Source organism: Enterococcus sp. 3C7_DIV0644, assembly GCF_002141235.1.
GTDB lineage: Bacteria > Bacillota > Bacilli > Lactobacillales > Enterococcaceae > Enterococcus_D > Enterococcus_D entomosocium.
In genome coordinates this window covers 2,201,269-2,217,720 of sequence record NZ_NGLK01000001.1, presented here as the reverse complement: position 1 = coordinate 2,217,720, position 16,452 = coordinate 2,201,269, and the positions used below count along the sequence as shown (strand labels likewise).

Sequence of the window (16,452 nt, the reverse complement as noted above, 5' to 3'; positions counted from 1 at the left end):
TTTCTAGTATGTTGTTTTTCTTACAATCAATTTCCCATTGAGTAATGTGATTTGCGGTTCATTCGAATGGTTATCAATGATATTGACCAAGGTAGTCATGGCTGCTTCCCCTTTTTTAATCTGATCTAATCTGATCGTAGTTAATGGAGGATCATTTAAAGCTGCATAACGGATATCATCAAAACTGATGATCGACAGTTTCTTTTCATAAAAAATAGCTTCTTGTTTTAATTTATGAATAAACTTGATCGCTAAGTAGTCTGCTGTAACGAGCACTGCTTGAAACTTGTCTATGCTGCTGATCATTGTTGCTTGTTGTTCTTCTGTATACTCTAATCCCTCATCAAGCTTTATACCAAAATCCTGCAAAGCCTGATGATAGCCTAGATACCTTTGTTGAATAACCGATGTCTTTGATTGATCAAATTCATAGGACAAAAAGCCGATCTTAGTCAGACCCTTTTCAAGTAAAAAGGCAGTCGCTTCATATGCCGCTTTTTGATCATTCGTATTAATAAAAAAACTATTCGGATAGTCCGTGATTCGATTGAACACTTCATCCTCTAGATGCGTATCAATGAAAACGATTGGGACCTGGACAATCCGATTGACTTCTTCAAATAATTCTTGACTAAATCCTACTGCAATAAACCCATCAAATTTCCAATTTTTCTGTAATTCTCCAATATCATCTGTTTTGGTCACGCTATGGACGAGTGTAAAAAAGCTGTGCTCTTTTGTCACTCGCTGTATGCCATCTAGAACTTCTGTCACAAAAGGGTCCGCAAAGTCCAAATTTTTTTGATCTGAAAAATACAGTACCCCAATTAAGCGAGAAGAAGATTTGACTAACGCTCGTGCATTCATATTTGGTGAATAATTATATTTTTTTATGATCCCTTCGATCATTTCTATCTTATCTTGGGACACACGGTGCGCTTTTTTATTTATAACATTCGAGACTGTCGTCACACTGACCCCTGCTTCTTCTGCAATTTTTTTAATTGTAATCCTCATGCGCTTTGTCCTTTCGATAGTACTTGTTTTTCCTTATTATACCGCATTGTCGAGAAGCATCAATCAAAGGATAGCCAACAAGAATGGGTACCCTTTATTAGAACAATGACAATTTAAGAAAGTGGACTCTTTCCTCCTTGAGTTCTTCTTACGCTCTCTATTTTGTAGGACAAAGGGGCAACAGCACATGGATCAAGGTCTCTAGCTAACTACGAACTCATCAAATTTCTTGGGGTTCAGCGATGGTTCGCTCAGTCTTTTGATACATTTTTTTTAAGAGTAGATTATTGATCAATGAAGTCATGGCGAACCCACCAAACGTATAAACGTAAATAGCAGTCAACAATCTTTCGGGACTACTCAAGCTAAAATACATCATCATACTATTAAAGAGCAACAGCAAACCCGCTTGCTTCCCATTTTGAATCGCTATCAGCAAACAGTTCTTGATACTACGCCACACACCATCTTCATATCTACCAATATAAGAAAATAGCATGACAAACAATAATAAGAGACAGACGATGAAAGGGAATAAAATGGCTAAGCCAATCACCCTAAAGACTATAGCTTGAAGGGTAAACAAATAGAAATTGAGTGAAAAGATCGTTGTAAAAAAAAGAATACCTACCCAAATAATTGTTGCTTCAAAAAAATCCCTTTTTATCGTAGAAAAGTAGTGTCGCACAAGCCCTTCTTCTTGCCCCGCCAGTATTTTTTGCCAACAAGTGTTCATGGCTGTCAAAGAGACGCCGATTGTAAGGATCGGCAGACTAGTAAGAAGAAATAAGCCGTTAAGCAAGCATATATCGGTAATCCTTGTTAATCCTTTCATCAATGGCGTATCAAATCGAAACAAAGTTTTCATGTATACTCCTTTCACCTAGAATAGGAAGGCTGAAGCAGTATTTCTACTTCAGCCCGCACGATCTAATTTATAATTGCTGAGTATCGATCAAAGGCATCGTTTTGGATTCCCATAAACTCTTCGATCCCCATTGCGTTCAATTGTTCCAGATAGCTCTCCCATTCTTCTTCAATTCCGCCTTCTACTACCCATTTGGCAGCCATTTGGGAAGCATAAGAACTAATATCTACATAAAGTGCTGACAACCGAGCCAATTCTTCTTGCGAGTAAATCACATTCGGAAATGCAGGTTGGACGTATTGATTGATTTCACTATCAAGAATCAATTTCAATCCATCCCCTTGTGTTTCATCAATCGTCACACGCTCATTAAATTGATCATCCACATATTTTGGTCCAAAATCGCGCAATGAATTGATCCAAGCCCATTCATCCGCTGATTTCCCATCCTGTGGTGGTAAAACTGTATACTGGTCCCCGTTTTTCTCAACCCCAACACCAAATGAGCCATAAAAGGTTTGAATACTTGCATCATCTGTATAGAATTGATCAGCCCACTTTAAGAGCTCAGCAGGATTTTCACAACTCGTTGTTATCATAAACTCATTCCGACCGTAGTTATAATGATCTGGATCGGATATGACATAGCGTTGTCCATCTGGTCCTTTCAATGGTGGTAGTGCAACATACTCCTCAGCATGTAAGCCAAACGTTGCATCCGCCGTCCAGCCAGCAGCCACCCCTACAAGAGCGGTATCTTTATTCATTCGTTTCGCATCACTCATGGATGTATCTTGGGTAAACAATTCTGGATCAATTAACCCAGCTTGATACGCCTCACTCATCCAAGCAATGCCATCACGATAGGTTTCTTCCATGCGTAAGTAGATTGGTTTTCCATCCTTCATTGACATTTCGTACGTATTGTCAGCTCCAAGCCGATTGTTAAACGGTAAAATGAATGAGAAGGTTTCACTAAAGTTTCCGACACCATAAGGAATCTCATCTGTTGCATCTCCATTTCCATTGGCGTCCTCTTCTTTAAAAGCTGTTAAGACATCAATAAAGTCTTCATAGGTATCAGGCATCTCCAAGCCAAGATTATCAAGCCATGTTTGATTGATAAATAGTTGGTTCGCAATGAGCGGACGCATTGGTAATTTTTTCGGCAAGCTATAGATATGCCCGTCTGGTGATGTAATCATTGCTTTAATTTTCGGATCTTCCGACATGATACGAGTAAGATTAGGCATGTTTTCTGCAATCAAGTCTTCTAATGGAATAAACACATCTTGGTTTTGTGCTATTTCTGCATCATTAAAGGTGATTGACCCTAAAAAGGCATCAGGCAAATCGCCCCCAGCCATCAATACAGACTTTCTCTCACCCCAATCTGCTGAAAGATGAATATCCCATTCGATTTGAATCCCCGCTTTTTCTTCTGCATCTTCTAAAAAGCCTTTTGTAAAATCATCTCCCCAGTCTGACCAGCGAACAGTGGTGATTTTAAATTGATTCGTGTCACTTCCTTGCTCCCCTACCGCCCCTTCATTTCCACAGCCAGTCATCATCCCTAAAATTCCTAAAGAACAAAACAAATACCTCCATTTAAACTGTTTCATCATCATTCCTCCATTTTTTATTCTTTCAACGCGCCGATCATGACACCTTGATTAAAATACTTTTGTAAAAACGGGTATAACATCATAATTGGTGCTGTAGATACGACAATTGCTGCATATTTCATCATGTCTGCCGTTGCTCTTAGCTCAGATGCAAGTTCTCCGGTTGCTTGTGTTTGTAGTAATTGATTACTTATTAGTAACCGTCTAAGTATCAATTGCAATGGTTGTAGATTGTCATTGGTCAAATAAATCAATGCATTGAACCATGAATTCCAAATACCAACTGCTGTCCATAAACCGATAACAGCCAATATCGCTTTTGAAAGTGGCAGTACCATACTAAAGAAATAGCGGATCGTTCCACAACCATCAATTTGAGCTGCTTCCCATAAACCAGCAGGAATACTATTGTTGAAGAATGTTCTAGCTACGATGATATTGTAACTAGATACTGCAAAAGGAATGACCATTACCCAAAACGTATCTAAGAGGCCAACATTCTTGATCGTTAAGTAAATCGGGATCAAGCCGCCCGAAACGAACATGGGAATAATAAACAATAAAGCCAGCCATTTCCTACCGTGCAAATCTTTTCTAGATAAGGCATAACCAGCGGGGATATTAACGAACAATGCGACAGCGGTTCCTACTATGGTATATAAAATGGTATTCAAGTAGCCTCGCCAGAATAAGGTCTGCTCGAATAAGCGGATATACCCATCTAATCGCCATTCATTTGGCCACAACCAAACATTCCCATTCCCGACATCCGCTGGATCACTAAAGGAAGCAATGATCACAAACCAAAGCGGATAAATGATTAGAAGGATCAACAAAATGGCTACCCCATAAACAAAGAAATCGAATATCCTTTCAGAACCAGTTTTCTTACTTTTTTTCATAATCTCCTCCTAAAACAACCCAGTTTTCGTCAAGCGTCTCGACAATGCATTCACTAATATCAATATGATTATATTGATCACTGTATTAAATAAGCCGATAGCAGTTGAATAACTATATTGAAAGTTTATTAACCCTACTTTATAAACATATGTGGAGATAATTTCGCTTCCTGCTAAATTCAAAGCATTTTGCAACAGCAACACTTTTTCAAACCCAACACTCAATAAACTGCCCGCTCTTAATATAAGCAAGATCATTGCGGTGGGAAGAATCAGTGGTAAATCAATGTACTTGATTTTTTGCAGTCTTGTGGCACCATCCATAGTCGCAGCCTCGTAGTAAGTGGGATCGATCGCTGATAAGGCCGCTAAATAAATAATGCTGTCCCATCCAACATGTTGCCAGACATCACTCCAAACATATACGCTTGCAAAACTTCCTGGCTGAGAAAGCAAAGAAGGCAATTCTATGCCAACAAGCCGCATGAGGTTGACAATCAAACCATTGGTAGGTGATAGAAACAAGATCAACATCCCGCACATAACCATTGTAGAAATGAAGTGAGGTAAATAGGTGGTGACTTGGAAAAACTTCTTGAATTTTTCTACACGAATTTGATTGCAGAGAATTGCTAATGCAATTGGCAATGGAAAGCCGACAATCATACTGTAGAGGGAAATAGTTAGTGTATTTCTAAGGGTTACTCCAAATTGAAACGAATTAAAAAATTGAGAAAAATGCTTAAAACCAACCCATGGACTTCCAAAAATACCCAGTGACGGAGTGTAATCTTTAAATGCAATTACTAAACCATACATTGGAATATAGGTGAATATGACTAATAAAATCAAAGCTGGAGCTAATAAGACGTACAAAGAAAGACTATTTTTCATTTTATTCTTGTGAAAATTTGCGTTGCTTTTTTTTTGCACATGTAACCCTCCTACAAAGAAAATCATTCTTTTCATTTTTTGTTTTACGGTAGAGATAGGAAAAAAGTAACTACTCCTCCAAATAGCCTTTCGTCTACTATAGAACGAATGTTAAACAATCATTGGCCACGTATCCTGATTGTTTTTTTACTTAGAAGTCAATCAATTTTTTTGTCTGTCTCTTGAAGGTTTAACGTTAAACTATAAGACAAAGTTTAACGTTAAACTTATTTCTTGTCAACGCTTTCATTAATAAAAAACAACAAACTTCTTCTGAGTAATTGGATGGTCTTATAAGCACTAGGATTTTGAACAAAACAAAAACAGCAGCGAGCTTCCTCCCTGCTGTTTTGATCTATCTTGACTCTATATCGATATATTCCCGATCATTTGACACTTCTTTGTAGGCGGGACGCATGATTTTTTGTGCGTTGACCAGCTCTTCGATCCGATGGGCGGACCAGCCGACGATCCGCGCGATAGCAAACATTGGTGTATACAGTTCTTCTGGCAGATCCAACATGTTATAAACAAACCCGCTGAAAAAGTCGATATTGGCACTGACTCCTTTGTAGATTTTGCGCTTTTCATTGATGACTTGAGGAGCAATACGTTCGACCATCGTATACAATTGATATTCTTGCCAAGCTTCTGATCCTTTTTCTTGGGCCAATTTTGCCACATAATTTTTAAAAATCGCCGCACGGGGATCGTTGTCGCTGTATACCGCGTGGCCCATGCCATAAATCAATCCTTTACGGTCAAACGCTTCTTTATCTAAGACTGCTTCCAAATAGCTGCGGATCGCCTGTTCATCGGTAATATCAGCAACGTTGCGCTTCAAATCTCCCATCATTTCTGTCACTTTGATATTAGCACCACCGTGTTTAGGCCCTTTCAAAGAACCTAGCGCTGCAGCAATCGTTGAATAGGTATCCGTCCCACTGGAGGTAACGACTCGTGTCGTAAAGGTCGAATTATTCCCGCCGCCATGTTCCATATGCAAAACAAGTGCCATATCCAATGTTTGGGCTTCTTGGAAGCTATATTCTTTCGTTGGACGCAGCATAGTCAAAATCGTTTCAGCTGTACTCAACTCTTCGGTCGGGCGGTGGATGTACATGCTCTCCCCTTGATTGTAATGATTGTAGGCATGATAGCCGTAGATTGCCAAGAGTGGAAAGACACTGATCAGCATCAGACTTTGTTCCAACACATTTTCAATACTGATGTCATCTGCTTGCAGATCATAACTTGCCAGTGTCAAGATACTGCGAGATAAACTATTCATGATATCAGAAGAAGGTGCTTTCATAATGACGTCACGAACAAAATTGGTCGGCAAAGTACGTTTTTCTGCTAATAGGCAATGAAATGCCGCAAGTTCTGTTTTGTTTGGCAGTTCGCCGAAAAGTAATAAATATGCAATTTCTTCAAAGCCAAAACGTTTTTCATTGACGAACCCTGATACTAACTCATTGATGTCAATTCCGCGATAACGCAGCTCGCCACAAGCTTCAACTGGCTTGCCGGCAATGATTTTTTCTGGATAAATGGTGGAGATCGTCGTAAGACCTGCTAAGACCCCCGTGCCATTTAAATCCCTCAGTCCACGCTTTACATCATATTCTGAATAAAGATTCATATCTATCAAATTGTATTTCTGACATTGCGATGCAAGATAGGACAATTTCTCTTTCTTTTCTAATCTTTCCACGGTGATGTTACCTCCAATCTTTCTACAAACTATCGACTACAATGTTATTTAACCGTATACAAACATCGTTAAAATAGTCATCCTATAAAATCGTTGCTTTTTAACAAACTTTCACACATTATAGCACGATGTTTAGAAAATGAAATATTTTTCATAAATTTAATTGATTTTTTAAATTATCAACGTATAATTATTCCTAATAAGTACGATTATCTTCGTAAAAAGGAGGATTCTTATGAAGTGGCAAACTCAACTCACCGTCAATGACACCCAATACACGTATATTGACTTAGCGAAAATCACCCAAGACTTAGGGGCTGATTTATCTCGCTTGCCCTACTCCATTCGAGTTTTATTGGAAAGTGTTGCTCGTCATCAAGACGAGGAAATTACAGAGGATTATTTACCATTTTTAGCGAATTGGCAGGCAGAAAGCCCTACCGGTGTCGTGCCATTCAAACCAGAGCGGGTCGTCTTGCAAGACTTTACTGGGGTGCCTGCAGTCGTTGATCTGGCTGCCATGCGGGATGCGATGGTCGCTTTAGGCGGTGCCGCAGAAGACATCAATCCTGAGATCCCCGTCACACTCGTCGTCGACCACTCTGTGCAAGTCGATCAAGCCGGTACGCCTGGGGCGATCGCTTTTAATACGGAGCGGGAATTTGAACGCAACGCAGAACGCTATCAATTCTTGAAATGGGCACAAGGTTCTTTCGACAATTTCGAAGTCGTTCCGCCTGAAACAGGGATCATTCATCAAGTCAACATCGAATCATTGTCTGATGTGATCTTGCAAAAAACACACGAAGACCAACATCTGCTGTTTCCTGATACATTGCAAGGAACCGATTCTCACACCACGATGATCAACGGTTTGGGGGTCCTCGGTTGGGGGGTTGGCGGTATTGAAGCGGAAGCTGCGATTCTTGGCGAACCTTCTTTCTTTCCTACACCTGAAGTCATCGGGGTGAAATTTATCAACGAGATGCCTGCAGGTACCACAGCTACCGATTTAGCACTAAAAGTAACCGAAGTGCTGCGGATCGAAAAAGTGGTTGGAAAATTTGTCGAATACTTTGGCCCGGGCTATGGTCATTTGAGCTTAGCCGATCGGGCGACATTAGCGAACATGGCCCCTGAATATGGTGCCACTTGCGGTTTTTGTCCGATCGATCAAGAGACCTTGAACTACTTGGCAACGACCGGGCGCTCCAGCGAGCTGATCGAACTCGTTACCGCTTACGCCAAAGCCAACCATTTCTTTTATGATGAAACGACCGTGCCGACCTATACTAAGGCGATCACCATTGATCTAGCAGAAGTTCAGCCGGCATTAGCGGGCCCCAAACGCCCGCAAGATCGAATTTTGCTTCCAGCAGTCCGTCAGGATTTTGAACAATCAGTCACGGCAGCCGTTGGTCCCAAGGGCTTTGGACTTTCGGAGGATGAATGGCAAAAAGAAGCCAGCGTTACTTGGCCAGATGCTGCAGCAGACAAATTAGAGACCGGCGATATCGTTTTGGCGGCGATCACTAGCTGTACGAATACTAGCAATCCTTTCGTCATGCTCTCTGCAGGCTTATTGGCCAAAAAAGCCATTGAAAAAGGTTTGACCGTCCCTCGTACGGTCAAAACCTCCCTTGCACCTGGCTCCCAGATCGTGACCACCTATTTGCAAAACAGTGGTTTGCTGCCGTATTTAGAGCAACTCGGCTTTTATTTAGTGGGCTACGGTTGTACCACCTGTATCGGAAATTCCGGTCCTTTAGAAGCGCCGGTCGCTGAAGCAATTGAGGCGGAAAATCTACTGGTGGCGTCGGTTCTGTCAGGCAATCGGAATTTTGAAGGAAGAATCCATCCACAGATCAAAGCCAACTATTTGGCTTCGCCGCCGTTAGTTGTTGCCTATGCGATCGCTGGCAGCATTCGCAAAGATCTTACAAAAAAACCATTAGCTATCGTCAATGACGAGCCGGTGTATTTGTCTGATATTTGGCCTAGCAATGAAGAAGTCAATGCTTACGTTCAAGAATACGTCGGACCAGAAGCATTTCGCGCTGCCTATGAGCATCTTTTTGATGCCAATGAACGCTGGAATGCGATCGAAACCACCACGAGCGCATGTTATGAATGGGAGGAACAATCTACTTACATTGCTCATCCACCCTACTTTGAAACATTGACCAAAGAATTGCCTAAACCAGATGTCTTAGCCGATCTGAAAGTCTTGGCAAAATTGGGCGATTCCGTCACCACTGACCATATTTCTCCTGCCGGCAGCATCAGTATGGATTCAGCAGCCGGAAAATTTTTACAAGAAAAAGAAGTTCCATATCGTGAATTCAATTCCTTTGGTTCGCGGCGCGGCAATCATCAGATTATGATGCGGGGGACTTTCGGCAACATCCGTCTGCAAAACCAACTGGTTCCTGGCAGTACTGGCAGTGTCACGCATTATTTTCCAACTGGGGAAACCTTGTCGATATTTGACGCCGCTACGAATTACCAAAAAGCCGGCCAAAGCTGTATCATTTTAGCTGGTAAAGATTATGGCATGGGTTCTTCTCGCGACTGGGCCGCCAAAGGGACACAATTGTTAGGCGTTAAAGTCGTCTTAGCAGAAAGCTTCGAACGGATCCATCGCAGCAACTTGGTCATGATGGGGATCATTCCTCTTGAATATCTGGCTGGTGAAAGTGCCACCTCTTTTGCTTTAGATGGCAGCGAAACATTCTCGATCGCTTTGCCAGAAGAGCCAGCGGTCAAGCAGCTGGTCGAAGTCACCGCTCAACGGACCGACGGAGGGGCTGTCTCCTTTATGACCCGTCTACGCTTTGATGCCCCGGCAGATATTCGCTATTGGAAGCATCAAGGAATTTTGCCAATGGTCATTCGAAAAAAAGCGGAATTAGGAGGAGCTGCCCATGTCTAACCAAACAACCCATGAAGCAACGACGATCACCATTCCTTACATTGCAGGAGACGGCATCGGTGCCGAGATTTGGCAGGCTGCGCAACCTGTGATTGATGCAGCTGTGAATAAAGCTTATGACAATCAGCGCCACATCGAGTGGCTGGAAGTTTTCGCTGGAGAAGCCGCCTTTGAACAGACAGGGGAATGGCTGCCGCAAGCAACCATCGATACGATCAAAGCCCAACAATACGCCTTGAAAGGACCGTTGACTACCCCGATTGGCGAGGGCTTTCGCTCCTTGAATGTCACCTTACGGCAGACCCTGGATCTTTATGCCTGTGTCAGACCTGTTCGCTATTTTACAGGGGTCCCTTCGCCTTTAAAACAGCCAGAAAAAACCGATATGGTGATCTTTCGAGAAAATACTGAAGATGTTTATGCTGGCATCGAATTTGCCAAAGACGACGACGCAACACAGCGTTTGATCCAGACACTGCAAGCAGACTTTGCCGTCAAGGCGATTCGTTTTCCTAAAACTTCCGCTATTGGCATCAAGCCGATCTCTTTAGAAGGCAGTCAGCGCTTGATCGCTGCTGCCATTGAGTATGCGATTACTCAAAAGCGGCCCACGGTGACACTGGTGCATAAAGGCAATATCATGAAATTTACAGAAGGCGGATTTAAAAACTGGGGCTATCAGCTTGCAGAAACCACGTACGCCGACCAGTGTTTTACAATGAATCAATACAACAAAATCAAAGCAGAAAATGGTTCAAAGGCAGCCGAAGCCGCCCTTGCCTCGGCAAAAACGGCTGGAAAGATCGTTGTTAACGATGTGATCGCCGACAACTTTTTACAGCAGATCCTTTTGTATCCAGAAAAATTCGATGTCATTGCCACTTGTAATTTGAACGGCGACTACATCTCTGATGCACTCGCTGCACAAGTTGGCGGCATCGGGATCGCCCCCGGCGCCAATATCAACTACGATACTGGGGCAGCCATCTTTGAAGCTACCCACGGAACGGCACCGGATATCGCAGGACTTGGCAAAGCCAATCCCTGTTCACTTCTGCTATCGGCGTGCATGCTATTAGAACATTTGAACTGGCCGGAAGCTGCTGCAATACTGACGCAAGCCATTGAACAAGCCTTGCAAAGTCAGCACGTCACTGCCGACTTCGCACAGTTGATGCCCGAAGCCGTCTGTTTAACGACACAAGCGTTTGGTGAACACCTCCTTCAGCTGATCCATTCGTAAACTCAAGCTGTGATTGAGTCGGCATTTGCCTGCTCAATCACAGCTTGATTGCGTTTTCACCTTTTGAGAAACTATACTTAGAGCATGAAAGGGGGAATTCATTTATGAGTGAATTCAACATGAGAAAAATTGGTCAGCAGATCGCTACCAAACGCAAAGAAAAAAATCTGACCCAAAGCAACTTGGCAGACCAATTACTTGTCAGCTATCAAGCGGTCAGTAATTGGGAGCGGGGCAACTCACTGCCGGACATTGAAAAATTGCCGCAGCTAGCGGCGATTTTAGGCCTATCGATCGATGAGCTGTTAGGGAAGCCAGCAGCTGCGGTTCAACATTATCAAGCAGGAACCGCGCAGCCAAAAGAAATCGCCGAACTAGCTCCGCTGATCAAACCGCAAGAACTATCGGCACTGATTCAAGAAGAACCGTTTCAAGAATCTTCTTTAGACCTAGACTTATTGCCTAGACTAGCACCTCATTTGAATAGTGCTGACTTGCAGCACTTGCTTAATGGCGTCGAAAATATCCCAGAAGATGTCATGGAAGAACTCTTGCCGTTTTTGAAAAAGCCCCAAATAGAAGAGCTCCTTAAAGGCAACCACTATTCCATGGCTTTTTGGGAAGAGGCGGCGCCCTTTTTAACCCCCAACTTTTTGGCGGGAGAAATCAAAGGCTGGCTTGAAACCCCTGACTTTCGCTTTTCTGAGATTGAAGAACTGCTTCCCTTTTTACCTGCACCGTATCTGGATGAACTCCTGCTGACGGCCCTGGAACAGCCAAACGTTACCGCATCAGAACGCTTGTCTTATGATGAAATCGAAGAACTGCTGCCGTTTCTGACAGAAGCAACGATCTGCCGTCTCGTTCAAGCACTGCCCTTCTCAACAGATGAATTGGAAGAAATCGCCCCTTTCCTCTCCTCAAAGAACTTACTTGTCCTATTAAAAAAAGGACACTAAAAAAACAAGATTCTTCTTTACTTTTGGTAAACCACCGCTTATAATTTCGTTAACCAAATAAATCTTTTTTAGGTTAACGAAATTATTACTAGAGAGAAGGATTCGATGAAATTATCATTACGTGAACAAATCCATGCCGCATTATTTGCGATCATTATTGCTGGTCTTTCCCAATTGACGATTCCGTTCGGTTTGATCCCATTGACAGGACAAACCTTTGCGATTGGACTGGCGGTGACTTTCCTCGGCACGCGAACAGGAACGATGGCGATCATCATCTACTTGCTGTTAGGATTGATCGGTTTGCCCGTTTTCGCTGGTTTTTCCAGCGGTATCGGTGTTTTGTTAGGACCAACCGGAGGCTATTTAGTCGGCTTCCTCTTTAACGGATTGCTTACTGGATTGGTCGTAGAAAAAACGGCGTTTCGCTACACAGGAGCAGTGATTGGCAATATTGTCGGTGCGCTGGCAACTTTGTTGTTTGGTACATTATGGCTGAAATGGAGCACTGGCATGGCATGGCCGGCTGCTTTTAACGGTGGTTTTGTTTTGTTTATTATCCCCGGGATCATCAAAGCCGTTGCCGCAGCTTATCTAGGTATCTTTTTAAGAAACCGCTTGGCGCAACGACTGGCTTTGCGTTAATAAAAAACACTCGCGTCATATGCAGCGATTCCCATCAGTTAGCTTTTTCGTCTAACTTTTGGAAATCGCCACATCACGCGAGTGTTCTTTTTTAGTTGTCGATCTCTTCAATCAACAACTGCGGCCAAACTTTCTGCCACTGCTTCATCGCTTGGCGTTGTCGGTAAACCGCAAGGTACTGGTCATTTTGGGCGAAATGCGGTGTTGGACGCACCCGAAAACTGCAAACATCCTGCCAACCGAAAGGCGCCATCAATTCAATCTCGCCTTGTTTCATTCGTGCCGCCACCGCTGTACAACGCTCTGGAAACTTCGTTAAAGCATCGAAGGTACTTGTATAAGTGGGTTCCTCGGCAAAGTTGTGCTGGTGCATCAATGCTTGATTTCGAACCTCCCAAGGAAATTCGGGAAACGAACGGCGCAGTTGCGCTTCGATCGCTGCTGTTTCTTCTACGCTTACAGTCGGATCATAAAACACGACATCAATATCGGTTATCGGCACCTCCGCTATTTTTCCGCTGAGAAAACCCCATAAATAATTCCGCAGGTACCCGGCACACAGCCAGCAATCCGGCAGCTGTAACGCTTCAATGATCGTAAGCAGTTGTCGACATTCACGATTTTTTGCAAACAAGTTCTGGATCGCTTGTTCCTTCATTGGCGTCCTCCTCTAATGGGCTCAGGCTAGTTATTTCAAGGTCCAACCACCGTCGATGGGCACGATCGCCCCCTGCAAGTAACTAGCTTGCGGGTTGGCAAGAAAAAGGGTCAGCGCTGCAACTTCTTCTGGTTGCGCCCAACGCTTGACCGGCGTCTCCTCTGCCACCCATTGCGCCATTTTTCCGTCACCGGCAAAATCAGCCGCATTCATCGGCGTTTGAATCGCACCTGGCGCGATGCCCTTCACCGAGATCCCTTGATCTGCAACATCCAACGCCAACTGTTTGGTAAACCCGACGATCGCGTGTTTTGCGGTTGTATAAGCGATCCCACCTCCACCTGCGACCATTCCAGCGATCGACGCCATATTAATGATCGTTCCGCCACCATTGGCTTGCATCAGCGGCAAAATTTCTTTCGTTAAATAAAACATGCTGGAGACATTGGTTTGAAATATCTCCTCCCACTCCATTGATGTCGTCTCAGCGATCGTATGATAGCCATCTAGTTTCCCGGCTGTATTCAACAAGATCGTCATGCCACCAAAGTGTGTAACACAAGCTTGGACCGCTGCAAGACAATTTTCTTCCACCGCTAAATCGCAACACGTGCCGAAAAAGCGGGGCTGGGCTAAAAGCGTATCAGGAAACGATTGGCAGTCAACCCCAAATACTTGAGCGCCTTCTGCAAGAAACGCCTCTGCTTGCGCTCTGCCGATGCCTGAAGCAGCTCCTGTGACAAACACAATCGTTTTGTCATCGATCCACGATGCTGTCATTCCACGATTTTCCAATCTTCCGCAAGAATGTCGCAAACAGTCGGTGCGAAACTCGAGAATCCCTCATCTGCTGTTTTGATCAAAAAGTAAGGGGTGACTGGGGCATTGTCGTACACTTCGCCTTCAACGAATGTCACATAAAGTTCAAAACCGCCCCAACCTTCACGGATGATTTTTTTTCCGGCTTTTAATTCTGGTAAGATTTCTTCAAATGTCATAATTTTTCTCCTTTGTGTTTTTCTTCTAATGGTTTAAATTGCTTGGAAATTCAATTACGAAAACAAGCAGGACTCGGTTGCTGCGCTAATACGGCAGTAGTGTGATCGCTTGCGCCAATTCTTCTAAAAGATGCGTCGTTTTATAGTCCTCAAATGCCTCATGATGGTTTCGCAGCAGCGTCCGAACTTTCGTTGGCGAATATGCTTCTGCTAAGTGATTTTCCATAACGAACCGGCGGGTCAACTGCCATTCATAATAGTAGCCGAAGGGGCGGCAATAGTAGCTGGTTCCCGCAAGTTCTTTTTTCTCAAAGCGTCGATGGGTATGCCCAAAGACAACTGCCCGAACATTGGCGTAGCGGTCGATCACTGCGCCAAAATCGGGCGACCCTAAAAACGCATTTAGGTGGTTCCAGCGGGCATACTTGCCGGTCTGACGAACAATAAACGCTTCTTGGGGCACAAAATGGGTAGAAAGAAGAATTTCTTGGTCTTGCGGCAAACGGGCCAATGTTTCCGCTAAACGCTCATTGATGGCTTGACTGATTTCCTTATCCGATCCCTTTCGCTGAATCATGCGGTCATACCAAAACAAATTTTTCAGCCGCAAGATCTCAGATTCACTGGTCAGATCAGAATATTGGTAGTCATACCAGCCATTGATTCCCAACAGCAGTGTTTTTTCTGATAAGCGATACGTCTGAAAATTAAGAAAGGCGGGATCATCGAAAGCCTCGATCTCTTGTTCCGTCAAGTCCACCATTTCATGATTGCCCCAGTGAAAGGTCGTTGGCACCTGTCGACTTTGAAAAAATGCGACCACGTCTAATAGCCGTTGCTTTTTATTCGCCACATCTCCTGCCAGATGCAGATGGGTCACCTGATTTTGCTGCAAATAATCAGCGATCAGCTTCAGATGGGGGTCGAATAATTGGTTGATATCGACGTGCAAGTCGCTAATAACCGCCAGCGTGCCCATATCAGTGGCCTGCCGTCTGCTTTTCGATCCGTAACAATTGGACATCGTTAGCTAAGATCCCGCTATTTCCAATCAATTGCAACCGTTGATAGGTCGGTTCCACCTGCAACCGGGTCTGTTCTTCTAAATACACCTGTGCCCCTTGCTTCAACCAAATCGTGCCTAATGGTGTCGTTAAAGGGGTGTCGTAGATCGCCAATCCTTCTTCTGGATAGCTTTGCGGCACGATAATCAGGCGAAAATGGATGTCCAAACGGCAGGTGATCTCCGTTGCGGGAAACGGACCGACGCCGTCTTCAAAATCCAAATAGAGACGATCGTCTGGCTGCACATAAGGGGTTATTTTTTCAATTGCTGCTGGCTCAATGTTCAGTTCCATGACGAGAGCCCTCCTTTACATAATACGTTTTTTCCATTCCTCAAGGGTGATGCCGCGCGTGACTTCATCGATGATTTCTTCACCCGATTTGCGGGCAGCTGGGATCGTTGCTTCCAATTTCATCCCAATTTTCTCCATGACCCGTCCAGACTTGGGATTTCGGGCATCATGTCGAGCAAAAATCCGAATCAATTCGAGTGTTTCAAAACCAAAATGCAGCAGTGTCATTGCCGCTTCTGGCATGATCCCTTGCCCCCAGTAATCGCGACTTAATGTATAACCAAGCTCAGCGATCTCTTTTTCAGATTCCACCCGTAAATCGATGGTCCCGATCATTTTGCCTGAGTCTTTTTCTTCGATCGCAAATTTTCCTAAGGGTGCAGCAACAAAATACTCGGCGATGCGCAGTTTTGTTTCGTCAACCGACCCATGTCTAGCAAAGACGAAGGCTGTCGTTTCTTCATCATTTGCATAGGCAAACATGTCCGCTGCATCCGCCAAGGAAACGGGGCGCAAGAGCAGCCTCGGTGTCTCCAACCGCTGATTTTCTGCTAATAATAGCAAATGTCGTTCTTTTGTTGTCATAGGATCCCTACT

The 16,452-nt window shown here is 43.8% G+C and carries 16 protein-coding genes; 4 read left to right on the top strand and 12 right to left on the bottom strand.

From position 1 onward, the window contains the following. Positions 1–3: 3 nt before the first annotated feature. The 6 genes from A5877_RS10545 to A5877_RS10520 form a co-directional block, all read right to left on the bottom strand. Entirely contained in the window at positions 4–1,017 is a 1,014-nt protein-coding gene (locus A5877_RS10545) for a LacI family DNA-binding transcriptional regulator (protein WP_086299007.1), read from the bottom strand. A gap of 220 nt (positions 1,018–1,237) precedes the next feature. Next, on the bottom strand, positions 1,238–1,885 hold the full coding sequence (locus A5877_RS10540) for a DUF624 domain-containing protein (RefSeq protein ID WP_086316806.1): 648 nt from the start codon (positions 1,883–1,885) through the stop codon (positions 1,238–1,240). A gap of 62 nt (positions 1,886–1,947) precedes the next feature. Beyond that, positions 1,948–3,513: an extracellular solute-binding protein gene (locus A5877_RS10535; protein ID WP_086316805.1), complete on the bottom strand. Its 1,566-nt coding sequence runs from the start codon at positions 3,511–3,513 to the stop codon at positions 1,948–1,950. Positions 3,514–3,524: 11 nt separating this feature from the next. Beyond that, entirely contained in the window at positions 3,525–4,412 is an 888-nt protein-coding gene (locus A5877_RS10530) for a carbohydrate ABC transporter permease (RefSeq protein ID WP_086299004.1), read from the bottom strand. A 9-nt stretch (positions 4,413–4,421) separates the two neighbouring features. Continuing rightward, positions 4,422–5,381 carry a sugar ABC transporter permease gene (locus A5877_RS10525; protein WP_016611473.1) on the bottom strand — a complete coding sequence of 320 codons (960 nt, stop codon included), beginning with the start codon at positions 5,379–5,381 and terminating at the stop codon, positions 4,422–4,424. Between the two features lie 319 nt (positions 5,382–5,700). Further along, the gene (locus A5877_RS10520) at positions 5,701–7,062 is read right to left on the bottom strand and encodes a citrate/2-methylcitrate synthase (protein WP_086316804.1); all 1,362 of its coding nucleotides are present in this window, start codon (positions 7,060–7,062) and stop codon (positions 5,701–5,703) included. A gap of 235 nt (positions 7,063–7,297) precedes the next feature. On the opposite strand from A5877_RS10520, the gene acnA reads away from it, so the two are divergent. From acnA to A5877_RS10500, 4 genes are all read left to right on the top strand, one after another. Further along, positions 7,298–9,994 (top strand): aconitate hydratase AcnA, encoded by a 2,697-nt coding sequence (gene acnA / locus A5877_RS10515; RefSeq protein WP_086316803.1) that lies wholly within the window; start codon positions 7,298–7,300, stop codon positions 9,992–9,994. Then, the gene (gene icd / locus A5877_RS10510; RefSeq protein ID WP_086316802.1) at positions 9,987–11,237 is read left to right on the top strand and encodes an NADP-dependent isocitrate dehydrogenase; all 1,251 of its coding nucleotides are present in this window, start codon (positions 9,987–9,989) and stop codon (positions 11,235–11,237) included. The genes acnA and icd overlap by 8 nt, the downstream gene beginning before the upstream one ends. 104 nt (positions 11,238–11,341) lie before the next feature. Then, entirely contained in the window at positions 11,342–12,196 is an 855-nt protein-coding gene (locus A5877_RS10505; RefSeq protein ID WP_086316801.1) for a helix-turn-helix domain-containing protein, read from the top strand. A 105-nt stretch (positions 12,197–12,301) separates the two neighbouring features. Beyond that, positions 12,302–12,841: a biotin transporter BioY gene (locus tag A5877_RS10500; RefSeq protein WP_061053646.1), complete on the top strand. Its 540-nt coding sequence runs from the start codon at positions 12,302–12,304 to the stop codon at positions 12,839–12,841. Between the two features lie 91 nt (positions 12,842–12,932). Here the strand turns inward: A5877_RS10500 and A5877_RS10495 are convergent, their stop codons facing one another. The 6 genes from A5877_RS10495 to A5877_RS10470 all read right to left on the bottom strand — a co-directional run bounded on the left by A5877_RS10495 (position 12,933) and on the right by A5877_RS10470 (position 16,440). Continuing rightward, entirely contained in the window at positions 12,933–13,499 is a 567-nt protein-coding gene (locus A5877_RS10495) for a nucleotidyltransferase family protein (RefSeq protein WP_086316800.1), read from the bottom strand. 30 nt (positions 13,500–13,529) lie between these two features. Next, on the bottom strand, positions 13,530–14,279 hold the full coding sequence (locus A5877_RS10490; RefSeq protein WP_086316799.1) for a 3-oxoacyl-ACP reductase: 750 nt from the start codon (positions 14,277–14,279) through the stop codon (positions 13,530–13,532). Continuing rightward, positions 14,276–14,497 (bottom strand): DUF2829 domain-containing protein, encoded by a 222-nt coding sequence (locus A5877_RS10485; protein ID WP_005227147.1) that lies wholly within the window; start codon positions 14,495–14,497, stop codon positions 14,276–14,278. The genes A5877_RS10490 and A5877_RS10485 overlap by 4 nt, the downstream gene beginning before the upstream one ends. Positions 14,498–14,582: 85 nt before the next feature. After that, positions 14,583–15,476, bottom strand: coding sequence for a metallophosphoesterase (locus A5877_RS10480; RefSeq protein WP_086316798.1), 894 nt, complete (start codon positions 15,474–15,476; stop codon positions 14,583–14,585). Position 15,477: 1 nt separating this feature from the next. Next, on the bottom strand, positions 15,478–15,855 hold the full coding sequence (locus tag A5877_RS10475; protein WP_086316797.1) for an iron-sulfur cluster biosynthesis family protein: 378 nt from the start codon (positions 15,853–15,855) through the stop codon (positions 15,478–15,480). A 15-nt stretch (positions 15,856–15,870) separates the two neighbouring features. Beyond that, positions 15,871–16,440 (bottom strand): GNAT family N-acetyltransferase, encoded by a 570-nt coding sequence (locus A5877_RS10470; protein ID WP_016619612.1) that lies wholly within the window; start codon positions 16,438–16,440, stop codon positions 15,871–15,873. Between the last annotated feature and the right edge of the window lie 12 nt (positions 16,441–16,452).